Raw genomic sequence first — 18,414 nt, 5'->3', positions numbered from 1 at the left:
CCCCTCGTCCGCGTCCGCTCCGTCACCTGGCACTGCCCAGGTTCCGGTCGCCCTCGGCCCCTTCGAGCAGCAGGGTGGTCTCCTCGATCCGGCGGAAGCGGCCGTCGGGGGCGAACTCGGCGAACAGGTAGACCTCCATCCGGACGGTGGAGCCGTCGGTCTTGACCACCTCCATGGTGTGGCGGTCGGCGTAGCGGTCGCCGCAGGAGAGCTCGTCGTGGACCTCGACCGAGCCGCCCGCCACCACCGTGCGCAGGTGGGCGATGTGGGCGAGGAACTCGGTGCGGTCGTCCCAGCGGCCGTCGGTGCGCTGGCGGTAGTCGGGGGCGAAGTGCCGGTCCGCGGCCTCCTCCAGGGCGAGGCCCGGGGTCAGCAGCAGGTCGGTCAGGGCAGTGCGGATGTCGGTGCGGGACATGGGAGTTCCTCCACGGCAGGGGCTGGCACACGAGAGTGGATGCGTGCTTCGAGCACGCATCTGACCCTAGCCGAAAAGCGTGCGCAGCGCACGCTATTCTTCGAGGGTGACCAACTCCACCGGCGAGGACATCGCCCACGCCCTCGGCCAGCTCCTCCGTCGCGGGACCCGCGCCCGCCTCTACGCCCACCTGACCGACGGCCTCGGGGCGGCGGTCGACGACCTCACCTACCCCGTCCTCAGCGGCCTGGCCCGCACCGGACCGTGCAGCGCCGCCGACCTCGGCCGCGAGGTGGAGCTCGACCGCACCACCGTCACCCGCCGCGCCGACCGCCTCGAACAGGCCGGACTGCTGCGCCGAGAACCCGATCCCGCGGACGGCCGGGCCACCCTCCTCGCCCTCACCCCCGCCGGCCGGGAGGTCATCGCGACCACCCGCCGCCGCCTGGCCGCCGCCATCGAGTCGGCCCTCGCCGACTGGCCGGAGGAGGAGGCCAGGACCTTCGCCCGCCTCCTCCACCGCTTCGTCGCCGAGGGCCCCTTCGCCGCGTAGGACACCGTCTCCCGAAACACCGTCGCCCGGGACAGCGCCACCCGAGGCACCGTCCCTGCCCGACCTCAGCCGGGCGTGATCCCACGCTCCGTCAGCCAGCCCAGCACGTGGTCGGCGACGGGGCGCCAGCCGCCGTCCACGGTGAGGGAGTGGCCACGGTCGGCCCACTGCTTCAGATCGGTCGGGGCGGTGGAGTCGCCGTACTGCTTGTAGACGGCGCGCGTGACGTGGTCGGGGACCAGGCGGTCCTCCTGCCCCGAGACCAGCAGCAACGGGCCGCGGGCCGGGTTGGCGGTGTCCACGGCAGTGCCGCGGTGCCGCAGCACGTCCTCGACCAGGCGCCGCGGCGCGGGCACTGCGTAGCGCTCGTGGAGGAGCTCGGCCTCCTCCCGGCCGACGGTGTTCGCGAGCAGCTCGTGGAAGCGCTCGACGGAGAGCTCGACGGAACTCCCCGTGCACTCGGGCGCGCACTCCCGCTCCAGCAGCTCCACCCCGTTGATCGGCGCCGGCGCGAGCGCCACCGCCGCGCGCCCGACACCGTCCCCGAGCAGGTGCTGCACGACCAGCCCGCCGACCGAGTGGCCGATCAGCACCGGCGGCACCTCGAAGGCGCGGGCGATCCCGGCGTAGTGCCCCGTCAGCTCGTCCAACCCCGGATCGGGCGGCGTCCCCGGCCAACCCGGGGCGTGCGCCGGGTAACCGTGGTTCGCGAAGTGCTCGACCCAGCACTCCCAGGAGCTCGCGCGCAGCCAGGCACCGGGGACGAACAGGACGGGAGTGCGGATCACAACGGACCCTCCGGAGGGGAGAAGAGGATGAGAACGGGGAGCCGTCCCAGCCTCCGGCATGTCACCCGCCTTCGGGATCAGTCGAATGACTGAATGATCGCCCACCGACGACGGACGGACGGCGGACGGACAGACGGCCGGACAGACGCACGGCCGGACGGACGGACGAACGCGTCCGGCCCGAACCCCGGGAGCGGGGTGCGGGGTGCGGGCCGGACGGTGCGTCAGGCGGCGCAGCGGAAGCTGGACGCCTGCGCCGGATCGCCGTGGCCGCGGTAGCGCGGCAGCTGCGGGTAGGGGCACAGCTCCCGGTTGACGGTCCGTCCGTCGGCGGTGGCCAGGGCCGCCGGCAGGGTCTTCGGGGCCTTGCCCTGCTCGACCCAGGCCGTCAGCGCGCCGAGGGCGTCGGTGCCCCCGACCGCGGTGTTCAGGGCGCAGTGCGCCGTGCCGGGCGCCAGGAAGACGCGGTAGAACTCGTCGGTCCGCTTCGCACCGCCCATCCGCCGCTCCACCGCCTCCCGGTAGCGGACCGTGCCGTCCGCCGGGATGAACTCGTCGGCCAGGCCGTGCCAGGTGAGCAGCTTGCCCCCGGCCCTGCGGAAGCCCGAGAGGTCCGGGTCGTCCGTCCCGATCACCCGGTCGTACTCGGCCTGCGAGCGGCGGAACAGGCGGGCGAGCTCGCCGGAGGTGACCGTCGAGAGGTCCGCCGTGGGCTGCTTGCGCACCCACGAGTTCACCCAGGCCGCCGGCACCGGGAACGGCGCGCCGACCCGTGCGCCCGTGGCCTCGTCCACCCGGGTGCCGGCCAGGCCGCCGCCCAGCTCGGCGCCGACCGGCACCCCGGGCCACAGCCGCTCGCCCGAGGCCGAGCGCGGCCCGTCCCAGATCCGGCGCACCACCTCCGCGTCGGCGGCGGTGACCGTCACCGCCTTGCCCTCGCACTCCACCACGGTGCCGACCAGCCGACGCGGGTCGTAGCCGCAGCGGCCCGGATCGGTCACCAACCCGTCCCGTACGCCGTCGAGTTGGTCACACTCCCGGACGGCGGCCGCGGTGAAGGCCTTGAACTCGCAGGCGCTCGGGTAGGTCTTCGCCTCGTTCATCACCACCTGCGGCCAGAGCGTGGCCACCTCGAACTCGTCCCAGTGGACGGCCGGAGCGTTGGCGAGGATGCCGTCGTAGTCCTCGGGGTACTTCTGGGCCTCCGCGTAGCCCTGCCGCCCGCCGGTGGAGCAGCCGTTGAAGTAGGCGTAGGAGGCGCCGCGGCCGTAGTGCCCGGCGATCACCGCCTTGGCCACCACGGCCGCCTCGTGCTCGGAGCGCGAGGCGAAGTTCTCCAGGAGCGGCCGGTTGACCGAACCCCCGGCCGTCAGGGCCCATCCGGCGTCGATGTAACTGGAGACGCCGGCATCGGTGGTCGCGGCGGCGTACCCGCTCTTCAGCGCGGCGGCCAGACCGCTGCCGTAGTCCCCGGCGGCGTACGCGCTGCCGCCGACCGTCTGGAGCCGGCCGTTCCAGTTCTGCTGCGGCAGCCAGACCCGGACGGTGGCGTGGTCGCCCTGGCCGGGGTGGGCGAGCACCACCGTGACGTCGCAGAACGCCGGGACGTCAGGGATCCGCTGGGACGGCAGCGGGAAGACGGCCGGCACCTCGAAGTCCCCGGCGGCACGGGCGACGGCGTCCGCCCGCTCGACCACCGTCCCGGGCGGGGCCTTCACCGCCGGTGCCGCACAGGCGGGCGGTGCCGCGGCGGCCCCGGGGGCGTACACCACGGCGGCCAGTGGCACGGCCGCCGCGAGGGCGGCGAGGAGTCGTCGGTTCACGTGAGGTTCCCGTCGTCAGGCGCCCCGGCGCAGGCTCCGGGGCTGATGGGGACGACGCTCCCGCGCACCGTCGCCGCTGAGGATCCGTCAAATGACGGCGGGCGACGGCTGCTTCGACACACCGAAGAAAACCGGTCGACGGACCTGCGGACCGTCCTGTTACGCTGGCGAACGAACGACCCATCGGCAACACGAGCAGAGGCAGACATGGCGGGTGACGACGACATCTCCGGGTGAGACCCGGTCCTGAGGCCGTCGACGGGTGGTGGACACCCGGCGGAGCGGCCCGGTTCGTCGTACCTCCTTCCCCCAGTCTCCCGTCCTCCCGGCGGAGTCCGCTCCGCCCTGCCCACTCCGGGGTCCTTCCATGTCCGATGCCTCCATCGTCTGCTCCCACCTGTCCTTCTCCTGGCCCGACGACACCCCCGTCCTCCAGGACCTCTCCTTCGCCCTCGGCACCGGCCGCACCGGCCTGGTCGCGCCCAACGGCTCCGGCAAGTCCACCCTGCTGCGCCTGCTGGCCGGCCGACTCACGCCCACGGCGGGGACGGTGACGGTCAACGGCACCGCCGGCTACCTCCCGCAGGACCTGCCGCTCTCGGCCGGCCTGACGGTGGCCGAGGTGCTCGGCGTCGCCGACGTGATCCGCGCCATCGACGCCGTCGAGTCCGGCGACGTCTCGGAGCAGCACTTCACCACCATCGGCGACGACTGGGACGTGGAGGAGCGCTGCACCGCCCAGCTCGAACGGCTCGGCCTCGACGGCATCGGCCTCGACCGGCGCCTGGAGACCCTCAGCGGCGGCCAGACCGTCCAACTCGGCCTCGCCGCCCAACTCCTGGCCCGGCCGGACGTGCTGCTGCTGGACGAGCCCACCAACAACCTCGACCTCGCCGCCCGTCACCGGCTCTACGACGCCCTGGACGGCTTCTCCGGCTGCCTGCTCCTGGTCAGCCACGACCGGGCACTGCTGGACCGGATGGAGCGGATCGCCGAACTCGGCGGCGACGAACTACGCCTGTACGGGGGCGACTTCACCGCCTACGAGCAGGCCGTCCACTCCGCGCAGGAGGTCGCGGAGCGGAACGTCCGCAACGCGGAGCAGGAACTCAAGCGCGAGAAGCGGGAGTTGCAGCAGGCCAGGGAGCGCGCCGACCGGCGGGCCAGCAACGCGGCGCGCAACCTGAAGAGCGCCGGGCTGCCCAAGATCTTCGCCGGGACCATGAAGCGCGGCGCCCAGGAGTCGGCGGGCCGGGCCGGCCAGGTCCACGCGGGCCGGGTCGGGGAGGCGAGGGCACGGCTGGACGAGGCCGAGCGCGCCCTGCGCGACGACCAGCGGCTGGTCCTGGAACTCCCCGACACCAAGGTCCCCGCCGGGCGCGACCTCTTCGTCGGCGAGGGCCTCCAACTCCTGCGCGACGGCGCCCCGTTCTTCGCGCCCGGCGGCATCGACCTGACCGTCCGGGGCCCGGAGCGGATCGCCCTGACCGGCCCCAACGGCGCCGGCAAGACCACCCTGCTCCGCCTGCTGCTCGGTGACCTCACCCCCTCCGGCGGCCGGCTGCGCCGGGCCGAGGGCCGCAGCGCCTACCTCTCCCAGCGCCTCGACCTGCTCGACCCCGAGCTCACCGTGGCCGAGAACTTCGCGCTGGCCGCCCCCGAACTCCCCTCCGCCGACCGGATGAACCTGCTGGCCCGCTTCCTCTTCCGCGGCGCCAAGGCCCACCTCCCCAGCCGCGCCCTCTCCGGCGGCGAGCGCCTGCGCGCCACCCTCGCCTGCGTGCTCTGCGCCTCCCCCGCGCCCCACCTGCTCCTGCTGGACGAGCCCACCAACAACCTCGACCTGGTCAGCCTCGCCCAACTGGAGAGCGCCCTCGCCTCCTACCAGGGCGCCCTCCTGGTCGTCAGCCACGACGAACGCTTCCTCACCGCCATCGGCACCACCCGCCGCCTCCACCTCGCCGACGGCACCCTCACCGAGGCGGCGGCCCCCACCGCCTGAGGGCTTCCTCCGCGGTGGTGCCGGCTGCGACACCACCGCGGGCCCCGGCCCGAGCCGCCTACTCGCCGACCTCTCCGTCGATCGCCTCGCGGAGCAGGTCGGCGTGGCCGTCGTGGCGCGCGTGGTCCTCGATCGTGTCGGTGCGGACGGAGCGGAGCGGGACGGCCCGGTGGTCCTCCTCCCGTCGCCCGCGAAGTCCGTCGACCGGGTCCCCCACTACTCCCGGGGGCCGTTCACGGAAGGTCGGCGGGCAGGGCGGCGAGGGCGTCGCGCAGGGCGGCGCGGGAGGTGATGCCGAGCTTGGGGAAGACGCGGTAGAGGTGGGAGCTGACGGTGCGTGGGGAGAGGTGGGTGCGTTCGCCGATCTCCTTGTTGGTCAGGCCGGTGGCGGCCAGGTCGGCGATCCGGCGTTCCTGCCAGGTGAGCGCGGAGGGGTCAGGGGTTCCGGGCACGCCCGCGGAGGCGGCGGCCGGGGCGCCGCAGGTGCGGAGTTCGGCGCGGGCGCGTTCGGCCCAGGCGCGGGCGCCGAGGCGTCCGAGGGTCTCGGCGGCTGCGGTGAGGACGGGGCGCGCCGCCCGGGGGCCGGCGTGCTGGCGCAGGTGGATGCCGTGGGCCAGCCGGATGCGGGCCAGCTCGAAGGGGAAGTCACCGGCGGCCGGGTGGGCCTCCGCCCGCCGGTACATCGCGGTGGCCTCGTCGAGGTCCGCGGCGGTCATGGCCAGCGCGCCGTAGGTGGTGACCGCGAGCCGGGGCGAGACCTGCGGGAGTCCGGCCTCCCGGGCGGCCACCGCGTGGCGGCTGGCCTCCTCGTCCCGCCCGGTGTGCAGGGCGGCCTCGACCAGGTCCAGCAGAGTGCGCGGGGCCTGGTGGGAGCAGGGCTCGAACGCGCCGGGCGCGGTGATCCCGATCGCGCACCGGTAGGCGGCCTCGTAGTCCCCCTCGCTCAGCGCCGCCGTGGTGGCGGCCGCCTCGGTGATCTGGACCAGGAAGCCGACCCGGCGCGGCCGCGCCCAGCGGTCGACCTCCGCCTGGAGTTCCCTGGCCCGCTCCGTCTCCCCTCGCAGCGCGGCGAGTTGGGCCAGGTAGGCGCGGCTCTGCTGGGCGAAGAGCACGTTCCCGTGAGCCAGCGTCAGTTCCAGGACCTGCTGCCCGGTGCGCTCGGCCGCCTCCCACTCGCCGGAGGCCATCCGGTCGAGCATGATCAGGTGGAGCATGGTCATGCCGTTGGCCACCGCGCCCGTCCGCAGCTCGCGCTCCACGCTGCGCAGCAGGTAGGTGCGGTAGTGGCTGAGGTGGTCGACGTGGTAGGCGGCGACGCCGAGCCGGGTGATGTCCCACGGGTCGAGGTCCGGGTAGTCCGCGTACGCCTCGGCGACCCGCTCGGCGACCCCGGTGCCGCGCCGCACCACGTCGCTCCAGGCGTCCCGGTAGATCCGCGAGCTCACGGGCACCAACTCGCCCAGCCCGTCCAGGAGTCGGTGCGTCCGCTCCCAGTACCCGGCGTCGCCGACGTACTGGCTGACCCCGAGCAGCAGGTTCACCACCCGGGTGAGCTCCGCCGACGGGCCGGCCGCACCGGCCCGCTCCGCGGCGGCGAGCAGCTGCCGGTGCGCCGAGCGCACGTCCCCGTCCTCGTACAGGACCGCGTAGGCGAAGGCCAGCGCCGAAGCCGTCGTCCCGGCGGCCCCGGACACCCGCTCCGCGCCCGCCAGCAGCTGGGCCTGGTGGAGCAGCCCGGCGTGCCCGGCCACGAAGGCGGCGTCACCGAGACGGCGGGCCCGGTCGGCCGCCACCGGGCTCAGCTCGGCCGCCCGGGTCAGCCAGGTCACCGCGGCGGCGGCGCCACCGCGCCGGGTGGCGGAGGCGGCGGCCTCCTCCAGGGCGACGGCGACCTCCTCGTCCGGGTCGACCGCCGCGGCCGCCAGGTGGGTGGCCCGGCGTTCGACCTCGTCGCGGTGCACCCGGGCGAGCTCCGCGTGCGCGGCCCGCCGCTCGTTCGGGGTGGCCAGCCGGACGACCGTCGAGCGCACCAGCGGGTGCCGGAAGGCGAACTCCCCGCTCACCGGGTCCTGGTCCAACAGCCCGGCGGCGGCCGCCTCCTCGACGTCCCGCATCCGGTACCGCACGGCCGGGCCGACCCGGCCGGCCGGCACCGCTCCGCGCGACGCCCCGCCGACCGGTGCCTCGCCGGCCGGCGCTTCACTGCTCGACGTCCCTCCGAACACCCCGCCGCCCGAGACCGCGACGGCGTTGACGCCGTCCAGCGCACCGCGCAGCAGCTCCGCCCGCACCGCCGCCCCGAGCCCGGCGATCCGCGCGCCGTACACCTGGCGGAACCGGTCCGGCAGCGGCACCGCCACCGGCCCGGCCCCGGGCTCGCCCTCCGTCAGGCCGCCCAGGTAGGCGGGGAGTTCGAGCAGGGCCAGCGGATTGCCCCGCGCCTGCTCCAACACCTGCCGTCGTACCCGCGGGTCCACCGCCGGATGCCGCCCGTCGAGCAGCCGCTCCGCGGCGGCCCCGTCCAGGGGCGGCACCGGCAGCACCGGGAGGGCGGCCGCGTCGAAGCCCGCCGAGCTCTCCGGGCGCAGCGCGGCGAGCAGCTTCGCGGCGGTACCGGCCAGCCGCCTGCCGACGAAGCCGCAGACCTCCGTGCTGGCCGCGTCCAGCCACTGGCCGTCGTCCAGCACCAGCAGCAGCCGCTCCCGCTCGGCCGCGACGGCCACCAGGTCCAGCACCGCGATGCCCAGGGTCATCACGGACGGCGGGGTCTCCCGGCTGCGGCCGAAGACCACGTCGATGGCGGTCCGGTGCGCGACGTCCAGCGCTCCGGCCTGCGGGAGCAGCGGGTGGAGCAGCTGGTGCAGGCCCGAGTAGGGCAGCTGCGACTCCGCCTCCACCCCCACGGCGCGGACCACCCGGTGTCCGGAGGCGGCCGCCTGCCGTGCGGTGTCCTCCAGCAGGGCGCTCTTCCCGACCCCGGTCTCGCCCTTGAGCACCAGCGCCTGGCCGTGAGGGTCCGTCAGGAAGGCGGAGAGCACCGCCCGTTCGTTCTCGCGACCGACCATGGGCGTGGTGAGGTGTTCCACCGCTGCTGCTCCTTCCCTCGGCTGTGCCGCCTCCAGCCTTCCCCCCTGCTCGACCGACGGCCAGGCAGTCGGCAGGCGGTTCCCGGGCAGTTCGGTGAGATGATCTCCGTTCGGGGGCAGGTCGAGGGGGTACGAAGATGGAACGGACGGCGTTCGGCACGCTGCTGCGGGGGGCACGCGAACGGGCCCGGCTCACGTTGGAGGGGCTGGCGTCGGCGTCGGGCGTCAGCGTGCGGGCGATCGGGGACATGGAGCGCGGCCGCAGCGTTCCCCGGCTCAGCACCCTGGCCGAGCTGCTGGACGCCCTCCCGCTGGACGAGCACGAGCGCCGCGCCCTCACCGAGGCCGCGCGCCCCGGCACGTCCGCCACGGGCCCGGGCGCAAGCACAGGCTCAGGCATAGGCGCGAGCGCGGGAGCGGGAACCGCCGGGCCGACGGACCGCCCGATTCCCCGTCAACTCCCGCCCGATCTCCGGACGTTCCGCGGCCGCGAGGCGCTGCTCGACCGCCTCACCACCGCCACCGCCCCCGACGGCCACCCGCCGGTGGTGGCGGTGAGCGGCCTGGGCGGCGTGGGCAAGACCAGCCTGGCCGTGCACTGGGCCCACCGCCACGCCGACCGCTTCCCGGACGGCCTGCTCCACCTCGACCTGCGCGGCTTCGACCCCTCCGGCCACCACCTGGAGGCCGGCGAGGCGCTCTCCGGCCTGCTCACCGCCCTCGGCGTTCCCGCCGCCTCGATCCCCGACGGGGCGGAGCAGCGCGCCGCCGCGTTCCGGGAGCGGATCGCGGGCCGCCGGATGCTCCTGCTGCTGGACAACGCCCGCGACTCCCGGCAGGTCCGCCCGCTGCTCCCCAGGTCCGCCGACTGCCCGACCGTCATCACCTCCCGCCACCACCTCACCGGCTTGGCCGCCACCGACGAGGCCGTGCTGCTCGACCTGGGCCCCTGGAGCGCCGCCGAGGGCCTGGCCGCACTGGCCGCCCGGATCGGCGCGGACCGGGCGGCGGCCGAACCCGCCCACGCCGCCGGACTGGTGGAGCTGTGCGGGCGGCTACCGCTCGCCGTGGCCGTCCTGGCGGCCCGCCTCAGCGCCGAACCCGCCCTCCGCCTGCGGACCGTGGCGGACGAGCTGGCCCGGACCCGCACCCTGCTCGACGAGTTCACCACCGACGACCCGCACACCGACGTCCGGGCCGTCTTCTCCTGGTCGTACCGTGCCCTCGACGCCGAGACCGCCCGGTTCTTCCGCCACCTGGCCGTGCTCCCCGGCCCGTCGTTCTCCACCGAGGCGGCGGCCTCGGCCGCCGCCGAACCGCCGTCCCGGGCCCGGAAGTTGCTCCGCTCCCTGGTCGCGAAGAGCCTGCTCGGGCGGGACGCGGCCGGACAGTTCGCACTGCACGACCTGGTGCGCGCGCACGCCGCCGAGCTGCTGGACCGCGAGGGGGACGACCGGTACGCCGCCGAGCTGCGCCTGCTGGACTACCTGCGGCACAACGCGCGCTCCGCCGTCCGTGCCTGGGAGACCCGCACCATCCACGAGTTGGACCACGCGCCCGCTCCCGGCGTCGCCCTGCTGCCCTTCGACGACCCTGAGGGGGCGCTCGCCTGGTTCCGGCAGGAGGAGCGCACCATCCTGGCCGCGTTGCGCCAGGGCGAGGACCCCCGGCTGCTGCACTTCCGGACGGGCCTGGCGCAGGACTGCGTGCCCTACTTCTCCGCGCTGGGCCAGTGGGCCGACCAGATCGAGCTGCAGCGACTGGCCCTGGACGCCGGCCTCCTGCTGGACGACCCCGCAGCGATCAGCCAGGCCGCCGCGGCACTGGGCCGGGCCCTCGCCGAGGCGGGGCGGGGCGAGGAGGCCGACGAGGCGGTCGGCCACGTGGAGCGTCGGCTGGACCACCTGACCCCGCACGAACGGGCCGACGCCCTGCGCAGCCTGGGCTGGGTCCGGGGCCGGCAGCAACGGCTCCCGGAGGCCCTCGACCACGCCCGGGCCGCGCTGGCGATCTACCGGACCCTGGACGACCCCAACCCCGTCGCCCGCGAACTCAACGCCGTGGGCTGGTACTCGACCCTCCTCGGCCGGCACCGCGAGGCCATCGCCAGCTGCCGCGAGGCGCTGCCGCTGCTCCAGCGGACCGGCAACACCTTCAGCGAGGCCGCGACCTGGGACAGCATCGGCTACGCCCTCCACCGCCTGGGTGAACTCCCGGAGGCCGTCCGGCACTTCGAGGTCTCCCTGCGGCTGTACGGGGAGGTCCTCAACCACTACAACCAGGCCGAGGTCCTGGACCACCTGGCCCAGGCCCACCAGGAACTCGGCGACACCGCCGCCGCCCGCGCCGCCTGGCTCCGCGCGGCCGAGCTCCTCACCGCGCTCGGCAACCAGCGCGCCGAGACGATGCGTGCCCGGGCCGACCGGATTGCGGGTCAGCCGACCGGGGCATGACACGTTCCGTGACCGGAACATGATCGTGCGTGCCCGTCATCGCGCCATCCTTCCACCGTGAGCCAGATCACCGCAGGTCACAGACCCGGGCCCGGCGCCGGAAGATCTCCACCCCATCGACTACACAGAGTGAAGATCCCTCCTCTTCTGATGATCATTCAGTGAAGGGAGTGAAGATCTTACGGTCCATCCCAAGGGGTGGTTCGCGCCCGGCTGGCTCGATCCGGCCATCGCCAACCGACCCCCGCCGATCGGCAGTTCCCTAGGCCATTGCGGCTTGAAAGCATCGAAACAGCGAGGGTGATCTTGAGATTCCTTCGCATTAACGTTTCTGCACTGCTTGATGAACGGCGCCCCAACACCACCGGTGCGCCCAAGGGGGTACTTCTGATGTCCGAAACCACCCACACCTCGGATCTGACCCGCCGTCGGATGCTGCAGGGCTCGGCCGTCGCGCTGACCGCCGCTGCCGGCGCCTTCGGCCTCGGCCTGGTCGGCCCGACCGGCGACTCCGCGACCGCCGCCGACCCGGGCGCGTCCGACACCTTCGACGAGGTCTTCCACGGCCGCCGCATCCAGGGCCGTCCGGTCGCCCACACCGCCGGCCACCACCACGGCACCACCGGCGGCGAGGGCGGCGGCACCGGCTACGAGGTGCGCATCGACGGCGAGGAGCTGCACATGATGCGCAACGCCGACGGCAGCTGGATCAGCGTGGTCAACCACTACCAGACCTTCCCGACGCCCCGCGCGCTCGCCCGCGCCGCCGTCAACGACCTCCAGGGCGCCACGCTCGTCCCGGTCGCCGTCGCCTGATCCGCACACCTCCGCCACCACCATCACCACCACTCGTACAAGGGGGGACTCATGGCAGTCCGCAAGAACCAGGCGACCCTGACGGCCCAGGAGAAGCGCGCCTTCGTCAACGCCGTGCTCGCGCTCAAGCGCAACGGCGGCTACGACTCCTTCGTCAGCACCCACAACCAGTTCATCGTCAGCGACACCGACAACGGCGAGCGGGTCGGCCACCGTTCGCCGTCCTTCCTGCCCTGGCACCGCCGCTTCCTGCTCCAGTTCGAGCAGGCCCTCCAGGCGATCGACCCGAGCGTCACCCTCCCCTACTGGGACTGGACCGCCGACCGCACCACCTCCGCCACCATCTGGGGCGCCGACTTCATGGGCGGCAACGGCCGCAGCAGCGACGGCCAGGTCACCACCGGCCCGTTCGCCTACTCCACCGGCAACTGGACCCTCACCGTCCGCCCCGACAGCCGCAACTACCTCCGCCGCTCCCTCGCCACCTCGGTCGCCCAACTCCCCACCCGCACCGAGGCCGACGGCGTCCTCGCCATCGCCGAGTACGACGCCGCCCCCTGGAACAGCACCTCGGCCGGCTTCCGCAACAACCTCGAAGGCTGGCGCGGCGTCAACCTCCACAACCGCGTGCACGTCTGGGTCGGCGGCATGATGAGCACCGGCATGTCCCCCAACGACCCGGTCTTCTGGCTCCACCACTGCTTCATCGACAAGCTCTGGTCCGAGTGGCAGAAGCGCCACCCCTCCTCCCCCTACCTCCCCGCCGCCGGCACCACCAACGTCGTCGACCTCAACGACACCATGAAGCCCTGGAACAACGTCACCCCGGCCGACATGCTCGACCACACCGCCCTCTACACCTACGACACCGGCTTCTGATCCCACCCCGCGTCACCTGCTTCGCGGCCCCGCAACGGGGGTCCCGGCCTCCGGTCCGGCATGACTGCTCCCCCTGTGGTTCGCATGATTCAGGGGGCGACGTCGCCGGGCCGGAGGCATCGGTAGAGCGCCGACAGAGGCAGGACCACCATCCTGCCGGTTCGACGGCGGTGCACATAGGTGCGACCGTCGGGGTTCCCCGGCGATGAGGCACGAACCCGCCGGGCAGCCCCCTCGTCGGTGCGAGGGGGCTGCCCGGATCCTCGCCAGGCTTCGTACGGCTCATCCGCCGACGTCCTTGCCGCAGGTTCAGGTACCGAGCAGGAAGTCGTAGTAGTCAGCGGTTCCCGTGAGGACGGCCTGGAAGTAGAGGGGGTCGCCGTTGCTGTCGAGCGGCACCTCATGGCCGGCGGTCCGGGTGAAGCCGAGCGAGAGGCTGGGGATCACCCAGTGGTTGGGTTCGATCTGACGGACGGCCAGACCCAGGTCCCCGAGCTGCTGGAGGAGCTGCAGGGCGGGGGTGGTGAACACATCGATGCCGCGGAATCGGACAGTGATCGCCTCGGGGCCGGAGCGCGGGATCCAGATCTCGGCCGCGCGGAGGGTCTTGCCCTCCTGGAAGTCGAAGAGGATCTCGAACTGCGGGTGCACAGCGAGGACCTGCATCGGGTTGAAGACCGATGCCGAGCCTTCGTTGGTGACGTCGACCCTGCCCAGCGTGGCGGCAGCTGACTTGAGCTCCTCGAGCGACAGGCCGAGAGGGAAGCCGGTGATGCCGTGCGGGGGATCGAGTTCGATGTCCATGGCGGTCATTTTAGGAGGCACGTCCTGATCTTCCAGTTGTTGGCCGCCAGATAGTCCTGGAAGCCCTTGTTGTGGGGCAGGTGGTCGACCATCTCCTTGATCGCGGCGTCGTACTTGGTGCCGTGGATCTTGCGGATCTTGCCGATGTCCATCTTCATCGCCACGTCGAACTTGCCTTGGGCGATGAGGAGCCGCTGCTTGGCGCGCCAGGCGATGGAGGCGGCTCCCGAGCCGGTGCTGATGAACTTGCGGTGGTCGTCGTAGTCCATGCGGATGGCCGGGCCCGCGCCGTATCCGAGCTTGCTGCTGCCGATGCCCAGGTAGGCGTCGCGGGCCGGGACGTGGTTGCGCTCGTAGGCGTTGTTGTCGCTGCCGTCGGTCCAGTTGCTCGGCCGGAGGCTGTAGTGGGACCCGCCCCAGCCCACGGGCTGGCGCTTTGCGGCCAGGCCGAGGGGATCGCTCCAGAAGAGCGGGTTGGGAACGTAGCCGTGCGGGTTGGGGCCGCCGTCGAGACCGATCGGGTCGCTGCTGAGATAGCAGGCGGTGCTGGGGTCGTAGTAGCGGAAGTAGTTGTACTCAAGGCCCGACTCCCGGTCGTGGTACTGCCCGGGGCGGCCCAGCAGGCACGTGGGTGCGCTGTCGTCATCCTGGTGGTGGCGCCGGCCCCAGAGGTCGCTGTCACCGGTCCATGCGATGTGGCCGTCGCTGGTGACCAGTTCGCTCGGTGTGTCGGCCAGGTCGGTGACGATGGCGTAGAACCGCTCCTCGAGGACGGCTCCTTGGAGGTCCCAGTGGCGTTCGGTCTGGGACACCGGCGTCCAACTGCCCGGTGCCCAGTCCCAGGTGATGCTGCGTCGGCTGCCGTCCGGCAATGCCGTGTACTGCTCGACGAGGTGGGTTCCGTCCCACACGAAGTGGACGGCCTCGACGGCCTGCCCTTGCTCGTCCAGGCGCCACTTGACGGACCGCCGGCCCAAGGCGTCGTAGGCATAGGCCCAGGTCCCCCGCCGGGGGCTGTCGACTCGGATCAGCTGGTCCTCGGCGTTCCAGGTGTAGCGCCACTCGCGTCGCTGCCCTGACAGGGTGCGCGAGATCCGGCGGGTGCGTCGACCCCGTTCGTCGTACTCGTAGGTGCTGCGGCCCGCGGCCCGCAGGAGGGAGCCGTGGTAGGTGCGCTCGCCGGCGGTGGTGCTGTCCTGGTGCCGGCTGTCATCGGCGCGCGTGATGTTGCCGAGGGTGTCGTAGGCGTACGTCTCCCGCCAGGTTTCCGCTCGTACCTGGGTGACACGTCCGGCCGGGGTCAGTTCGAAGGCGCGGCTGCCCCGGGTGCGGTCGGTGAGCGTCGTCGGGGTGCCGTCAGGGCGGTAGGCATAGGTGCGTTCCTGCAGGCTGACGGGGCCGGCGCTGCCTGCCGGGGTGGTGGCCCAGATGGCTTGGGCGCTGAGCCGGTCGGCGGTGTCCCAGGTCTGGGTCAGGGCCGCGTGAGCACCGAGGTAGCGGGTGGTCTCGCGGCCCGCGGCGTCGTGAACGAACGTCAGGGTGCCCAGGGGCTGGTGGAGGGAGTCCGGCTGGCTGTTGGCGTTGTAGGTCCAGGTGGAGACGATGCCGCTGGGGGTGGTACGGCTCGTGCGACGGCCGAGCACGTCGTAGGCCCAGGTGGTGGTGTGCCCCGCGGTGGTCTCGGTGAGGACCCGGCCGGCGGCATCGTGGGTGTACTCGATGCTTCCCCAGGTGTCCTGAAGGGCTGTCAGACGCCCGCGCTCGTCGTAGGCGAGGGTGGTCGTGGTGCCGTCGTGGTGACGGCGCTGGGTGATCCGGCCCTGCAGGTCGTAGGAGAAGGTGGTGTTCTGCCCTGCCGGGTCGGTGATCTCCAGCAGTTGGTCGGCGCCGTCCAGACGGTACCCGAAGGCCCGACCGTTGAAGTCGGTCTCCCCGACGAGGTGGCCGGCCGGGTCGTAGCGGTAGCTCCAGCTGGCACCGTTCATGGAGACGGACATGAGCTGCAGTTCGGTGTCGTACTCGAACCGGTGGACCTCGCCATCCGCGAGGGTGCGGCCCGTGAGCTTGCCGAACGGCCCGGTCTCGAACGTGGTGATCGCGCCGTCGAGCTCGTGCCGGGTGAGATTGCCTTCCGGGTCGTACTCCCACCTCTCCTGTGTTCCGTCCGGGTGCAGTCGTGCGGTGACGCGCCCTTCCGTGGTGAACGTCAGAGCGGTCGTGGCGCCCAGTGCGTCGGTGAACGCCACCACCCGGCCGAAGGCGTCGTACCCGGCCCGGGTGGTGTTGCCCATCGGGTCGGTGGTCACGGTGACCAGCCCGGCCGCGTTGTTCTCGAACCTCCGGACCTGCCCGAGCGCATCCGTGATCTGGACGAGGCGGCCCTGCTCGTCGTACTGACGGCTCGTCATCGCCCCGGCGGCGTCCGTGCTCTCCACCAGGTTGCCGCGCGGGTCGTAGGAGAACGAGGCCACTACCGCCCCGCCCTGAGTCACCGACGCCAGCTGCCGCAGTGGCGTGTAGGCAAGGTCGATGACGGATCCGCCCGGCTCGGTGATCCGTACCGGACTCCCGTGCTCGTCCAGGGCAAGGCGGGTGACCCGCCCGATCTCGTCGACGCGCCCGATGACCCGCCCGGCCTCGTCGTAGTGCGTCACCGACGCGTTCCCCAACGGGTCCACCACACGAACCACCCGAAGGCGATCGTCGTAGTGGTACTCCGTCGGGTGCCCCAGGCTGTCCACCGCTACGGTCACCCGCTGCGCGGTGTCGTAGCGGAACTCGGCGGACAGGACACTGTTGTGGCCCCTGCCGGCGACGACGCGGCCGCCGGTGTCGTACTCGTACTCGTAGCTCTGCCCGTTGCGGTCGATCCAGGCGGTCATCCGGCCGTCGTCGTCGTACTCGTAGCTGTACGGGAGACCGGACGAGTTGACCACCCCCGCCAGCTGCCCGTGCGGGTAGTACAGGTACTCCACGACCGGGAGGTGACCGCCCGCCTCGTCCAGGAGCCGGAGCCCACTCACCCGCGGACCGTCCTCGGTGACCGCGGTGTCCACCGCCACCCGGTAGCCGCCGCTGTGCCGCACCTCCAGCGGAAGACCGTCCTGCCCGCGTATGTACGAGATCAGGTGACCGTTACGGTCGTGCACCGAGGTGACGGGCCGTATCTCGCCGATCCGGTACCGGCCGCCACCGCCCTCAGCAGCCGGCACAGCGAAGGTCAGGGTCGTACCACTGTCCGGATCTTCGATCGTCAAGGCGCCGCTGCCCTGCTCCCACACCAGCGGCCACTGCGCACCGCCGGAGGGAAGGACGGGCTGCCCTGAGGCCTCTGGTAGCGGATAGTGCAGGATCTGGGCGTCGTCACCGGCGTAGTGGACGCCGTCCGCGTCGATCTCGATCCGCTGGTCCAGCGTGGAGGACCAGCCCTGGCCGAACAGGCGACCTCCGACGTAGTCCGACGCGTATCCGCGCCGCAGCACAACCGGCAGCAGGCCGGGCAGGACCAGGTCGGTCTCGGAGGTGATCATCTGGCCGGTGACCACGTCCACCGGGTCACCGGCCGTGCTGCAGCCCTTGTTGCCGTCGACCGCCTGGCCGTTGCGACCCCCACGCCCCAGCGGACGCTCGCCCTTGCGCCGGCCGCTGCCACCGGGCCTCGACCCGCCGCCGGACCCGGAACCGCCCGGGGCCTTCGGCCCGGCGTCATGACCCTTGCCCTTCGTGAGCGAGTCGGCGATCCGCCGGTCGTTCTCCTTGTGGTTGCGGCTGGTCATCTCCAGACCCCGCCCGACGTCCTTCAGGTGCTTCTGCAGCGCCTTCTGGCCCTGCTCCATCGCGTCCATCAGCTTGGAGATACCCTGCTCGGCCGCGGCCGCGAGACCGCCCTTGCCCCTCGTACGGCCGAACGCCGACCGGGCACGGCTGTGGTGGCGCCGGCTGGTTTCCCCCAGTTCGTCGGAGTAGCGGTCGAACCGCTTACTGAGGTTGTCCATCGAGTCGGGGTCGAACTTGAAACCGTCGCTCATGCCGCGCTCCCCGTGGCGTGCGGGCCGGATTCCGCCGCGTCCTCGAGCAGGTTGATGACCAGGTCGCCGGCCATGCTGCCGATGGCTTCGATGACCGGGCCGGTCGCCATGGCCATCAGCTCGCTGATGATCTGCTGCTCGGCTTCCTTCAGCAGCCGCTTCACGATCAGCCTGGTCACCTGGGTGGCGCCGAGTGCGCCAACTTCCGACAGGCCGAAGGTGAACGGGGCTGCCGCCTGGGCGGCGATGACCTCTGCGGCCATGATGCACAGCTGGGCGATCGCGGCGATCTTCGCACCCTCGATCACGAGGGCCGTGCCGTCCAGGGCGACGGCCGCGATGCGGCCGCCCTCGGCCAGCTGGTGGAGATGCGTACCGGAGAGTTTGCCCCAGTGCGCTTCGAACGCCTGGACCGCGAGGCCCGCGTTCGCTCCCACCATGTCCTGGACCGCGGAGTGTGCGTCGGTGACACCGCTGTCGATCTCCTCCGCGAAGGAGCGCAGCGCGTCCGCCATCTCGCGGTAGTCGTCCTCGTCGACGTTCGGCCAGTTCACCCCGATCAGATCGAGCACCCACGCCAGCTCGTCCGGCAGCACTACACCCATACCCGCCCACCCCCATGGCAGCGACAACCTAGGCACCCTACGTGATAGCCCGTACACCGTCAGGAGGACCGGCTCGGACCGCGCGGCATCGGGCCGCACTGTGAGCGCGGGGAGAGAGGGATCTGCCGCGCCGTCGGGGCGCTCCGTGGGCATGCCGGCCGT

The 18,414-nt window shown here is 72.8% G+C and carries 13 protein-coding genes; 5 read left to right on the top strand and 8 right to left on the bottom strand.

The window, feature by feature from the left end; translation table 11 throughout:
• Window positions 1-22: 22 nt before the first annotated feature.
• Complete coding sequence (locus tag ACWCYY_RS16045) at window positions 23-415, bottom strand: nuclear transport factor 2 family protein (RefSeq protein ID WP_345289031.1); 393 nt, start codon at window positions 413-415, stop codon at window positions 23-25.
• Between the two features lie 106 nt (window positions 416-521).
• On the opposite strand from ACWCYY_RS16045, the gene ACWCYY_RS16040 reads away from it, so the two are divergent.
• Complete coding sequence (locus tag ACWCYY_RS16040; protein ID WP_345289030.1) at window positions 522-968, top strand: MarR family winged helix-turn-helix transcriptional regulator; 447 nt, start codon at window positions 522-524, stop codon at window positions 966-968.
• 65 nt (window positions 969-1,033) lie between these two features.
• Here the strand turns inward: ACWCYY_RS16040 and ACWCYY_RS16035 are convergent, their stop codons facing one another.
• Both ACWCYY_RS16035 and ACWCYY_RS16030 read right to left on the bottom strand, forming a co-directional pair.
• Window positions 1,034-1,756 (bottom strand): alpha/beta hydrolase, encoded by a 723-nt coding sequence (locus ACWCYY_RS16035; protein WP_449796348.1) that lies wholly within the window; start codon window positions 1,754-1,756, stop codon window positions 1,034-1,036.
• Between the two features lie 224 nt (window positions 1,757-1,980).
• On the bottom strand, window positions 1,981-3,579 hold the full coding sequence (locus ACWCYY_RS16030) for a DUF6351 family protein (protein ID WP_345289028.1): 1,599 nt from the start codon (window positions 3,577-3,579) through the stop codon (window positions 1,981-1,983).
• A 367-nt stretch (window positions 3,580-3,946) separates the two neighbouring features.
• On the opposite strand from ACWCYY_RS16030, the gene ACWCYY_RS16025 reads away from it, so the two are divergent.
• Window positions 3,947-5,581, top strand: a complete 1,635-nt coding sequence (locus ACWCYY_RS16025) for an ABC-F family ATP-binding cassette domain-containing protein (RefSeq protein WP_449796347.1) — start codon at window positions 3,947-3,949, stop codon at window positions 5,579-5,581.
• Between the two features lie 58 nt (window positions 5,582-5,639).
• Here the strand turns inward: ACWCYY_RS16025 and ACWCYY_RS16020 are convergent, their stop codons facing one another.
• Window positions 5,640-5,798 (bottom strand): mycothiol transferase, encoded by a 159-nt coding sequence (locus tag ACWCYY_RS16020; RefSeq protein ID WP_449796346.1) that lies wholly within the window; start codon window positions 5,796-5,798, stop codon window positions 5,640-5,642.
• Window positions 5,799-5,814: 16 nt separating this feature from the next.
• Window positions 5,815-8,667 carry an AAA family ATPase gene (locus tag ACWCYY_RS16015; RefSeq protein ID WP_449796345.1) on the bottom strand — a complete coding sequence of 951 codons (2,853 nt, stop codon included), beginning with the start codon at window positions 8,665-8,667 and terminating at the stop codon, window positions 5,815-5,817.
• Between the two features lie 137 nt (window positions 8,668-8,804).
• On the opposite strand from ACWCYY_RS16015, the gene ACWCYY_RS16010 reads away from it, so the two are divergent.
• The 3 genes from ACWCYY_RS16010 (at window position 8,805) to melC2 (ending at window position 12,815) form a co-directional block, all read left to right on the top strand.
• A complete protein-coding gene (locus ACWCYY_RS16010; RefSeq protein ID WP_449796344.1) occupies window positions 8,805-11,120 on the top strand; it encodes an ATP-binding protein in 2,316 nt (771 codons plus the stop codon).
• A 390-nt stretch (window positions 11,121-11,510) separates the two neighbouring features.
• Window positions 11,511-11,936: an apotyrosinase chaperone MelC1 gene (melC1, locus tag ACWCYY_RS16005; protein ID WP_345281402.1), complete on the top strand. Its 426-nt coding sequence runs from the start codon at window positions 11,511-11,513 to the stop codon at window positions 11,934-11,936.
• A 51-nt stretch (window positions 11,937-11,987) separates the two neighbouring features.
• Window positions 11,988-12,815, top strand: a complete 828-nt coding sequence (gene melC2, locus ACWCYY_RS16000) for a tyrosinase MelC2 (RefSeq protein WP_380149927.1) — start codon at window positions 11,988-11,990, stop codon at window positions 12,813-12,815.
• Window positions 12,816-13,124: 309 nt separating this feature from the next.
• On the opposite strand, the gene ACWCYY_RS15995 is transcribed toward melC2, so the two are convergent.
• The 3 genes from ACWCYY_RS15995 to ACWCYY_RS15985 are packed head-to-tail and all read right to left on the bottom strand — an operon-like array spanning window position 13,125 to window position 18,252.
• Window positions 13,125-13,619: a hypothetical protein gene (locus ACWCYY_RS15995; RefSeq protein ID WP_345281401.1), complete on the bottom strand. Its 495-nt coding sequence runs from the start codon at window positions 13,617-13,619 to the stop codon at window positions 13,125-13,127.
• Between the two features lie 5 nt (window positions 13,620-13,624).
• A complete protein-coding gene (locus ACWCYY_RS15990; RefSeq protein ID WP_449796343.1) occupies window positions 13,625-17,647 on the bottom strand; it encodes a DUF6531 domain-containing protein in 4,023 nt (1,340 codons plus the stop codon).
• On the bottom strand, window positions 17,644-18,252 hold the full coding sequence (locus tag ACWCYY_RS15985) for a WXG100-like domain-containing protein (RefSeq protein WP_345281397.1): 609 nt from the start codon (window positions 18,250-18,252) through the stop codon (window positions 17,644-17,646). Before ACWCYY_RS15985 ends, ACWCYY_RS15990 begins: the two co-directional genes overlap by 4 nt.
• Between the last annotated feature and the right edge of the window lie 162 nt (window positions 18,253-18,414).

It is taken from the genome of Kitasatospora sp. NPDC001664 (genome assembly GCF_053596675.1).
Note: the sequence above shows the minus strand (reverse complement) of the source record. Positions and strands in the feature narration are given on the sequence as shown.

Excerpts from the sequence above, each read along its gene's own strand:
- ACWCYY_RS16045 (WP_345289031.1), bottom strand. The coding sequence starts at position 415 with ATGTCCCGCACCGACATCCGCACTGCCCTGACCGACCTGCTGCTGACC.
- ACWCYY_RS16010 (WP_449796344.1), top strand. The coding sequence starts at position 8,805 with ATGGAACGGACGGCGTTCGGCACGCTGCTGCGGGGGGCACGCGAACGG.
- ACWCYY_RS16025 (WP_449796347.1), top strand. The coding sequence starts at position 3,947 with ATGTCCGATGCCTCCATCGTCTGCTCCCACCTGTCCTTCTCCTGGCCC.
- ACWCYY_RS15990 (WP_449796343.1), bottom strand. The coding sequence starts at position 17,647 with ATGAGCGACGGTTTCAAGTTCGACCCCGACTCGATGGACAACCTCAGT.
- ACWCYY_RS15995 (WP_345281401.1), bottom strand. The coding sequence starts at position 13,619 with ATGGACATCGAACTCGATCCCCCGCACGGCATCACCGGCTTCCCTCTC.
- melC2 (WP_380149927.1), top strand. The coding sequence starts at position 11,988 with ATGGCAGTCCGCAAGAACCAGGCGACCCTGACGGCCCAGGAGAAGCGC.
- ACWCYY_RS15985 (WP_345281397.1), bottom strand. The coding sequence starts at position 18,252 with ATGGGTGTAGTGCTGCCGGACGAGCTGGCGTGGGTGCTCGATCTGATC.
- melC1 (WP_345281402.1), top strand. The coding sequence starts at position 11,511 with ATGTCCGAAACCACCCACACCTCGGATCTGACCCGCCGTCGGATGCTG.